This is a genomic window from Agromyces sp. P1_H4, from assembly GCF_056405255.1.
The window spans coordinates 1-1,348 of sequence record NZ_JBFUCL010000545.1 but is presented as its reverse complement, the minus strand read 5'-3'; the positions used below and the strand labels follow the sequence as shown (position 1 = coordinate 1,348).

Here is a 1,348-nt window from a genome sequence, read left to right as displayed (position 1 = left end):
GCTCCGAGTCGGTGTACTCGCCCTCGAGCGGGTCTCCGGGTCGTCGTGCGTCGGACATGGCTCCTCCGATCGTCAGGGCCGGATCGCGTCCGCGTCGGCCTGCGCCCAAGGTACGGCGGCGATGGAGCGTCCGCAGGGGATTGACGCGGCCCGCCACGAGGGGTAGCAGAATGGCGTCATGCCCACTGTGCTGCAGGCCGTCCGATCCGTGGTGGCGCCGCTCACGAGGACCCGACTGTTCCGGGCGCTCGGGCCGGTCGTCCTGCCGCCGGTCGAGCGCCTGCTGAGGCGCCTCACCGGCGGGCGGGTCCAGCTCAGCGGACTGCTCGTGCCCTCGCTCGTGCTGCACACGGTGGGCGCCAAGTCGGGCGAGCCGCGGGACGCGTACCTCATGTACACGCCCGACGGCCGAGGTCGCGCGATCGTGGCCGGCACCACGTTCGCCCAGGAGCGGCATCCGGCATGGACCCACAACCTGCTCGCCCACCCCGACGCGGCGATCACGGTGCGAGGGCGGCGGATGCCGGTGCGGGCGACGCTCATTCCCGAGGGCGAGCGCGACGCCGCGTGGGCGCGCATCGAGGCGCAGTGGCCCGGGTATCGAGGCTACGAGCGCGATTCGGGCCGGGTCGTGCGCCTCTTCCGCCTGCAGCCCCTGGCCGACCCCCATCACGCGTCGATGTGACGCGACCCGCATGCGGGACGTCGGGTCAGGCGGCCCCTGCGAGCGTCACGCGCGCGCCGGCGTCGACGAGCAGGCGCACGGCACGACGGATGCCGGGGCTCTCCGACATCGAGCGGCGGTAGGCCACGCGAACCTCTCGGACCTGGCTGTGGTCGGCGAGCGGGCGTGCGACGACACCTTCGGGCATGGGCTGGCGGCCGAGCCGCGGCACGAGCGAGATGGCGATCTCCTGGCGGGCCAGCTCGATGAGCGACGCGAAGTCGGGGTCCTCGACGACGATGCGCGGTACCGCCCCCAGGTCGGCGAAGATGCGCAGCAGCGCCTCGTGGCAGATCGCACCCTTGGGCGTGCTCGCCCAGGCCTCGTCGACCAGGTCGGCTCGCTCCACCTCGTCGAGCTCGGCGAGCGGATGCCGCGCCGGAAGCACCACGTCGGCCTCGTCGCTGCACACGTGCTCCGTGGCCACGTGCGCGGGTGCGACCAGCGGCACCGAGTTCCAGTTGTGCACGACGGCCAGGTCGGCGACGCCCGAGGCGACCATCTCCATCGCGACGAACGGGTCGACGCTCGTGACCGTGGCGAGCACGGGCTCGTCGCCGGTGCGGAGGTCGCGCAGCAGGGGCGCCACCAGGCCGCGCGTGGCGGTGGAGAACGAGGCGATGC

General features: G+C 73.4%; 2 protein-coding genes. One reads left to right on the top strand and one right to left on the bottom strand.

Going from position 1 to position 1,348, the window contains the following annotated elements; genetic code table 11:
• The first annotated feature begins 178 nt into the window (after positions 1-178).
• Positions 179-685 carry a nitroreductase family deazaflavin-dependent oxidoreductase gene (locus tag AC1DY2_RS19825; protein WP_476763970.1) on the top strand — a complete coding sequence of 169 codons (507 nt, stop codon included), beginning with the start codon at positions 179-181 and terminating at the stop codon, positions 683-685.
• 25 nt (positions 686-710) lie between these two features.
• Here AC1DY2_RS19825 and AC1DY2_RS19820 read toward each other — a convergent pair.
• The coding region (locus AC1DY2_RS19820) for a LysR substrate-binding domain-containing protein (protein WP_476763969.1) at positions 711-1,348 on the bottom strand (638 nt) is incomplete at its 5' end.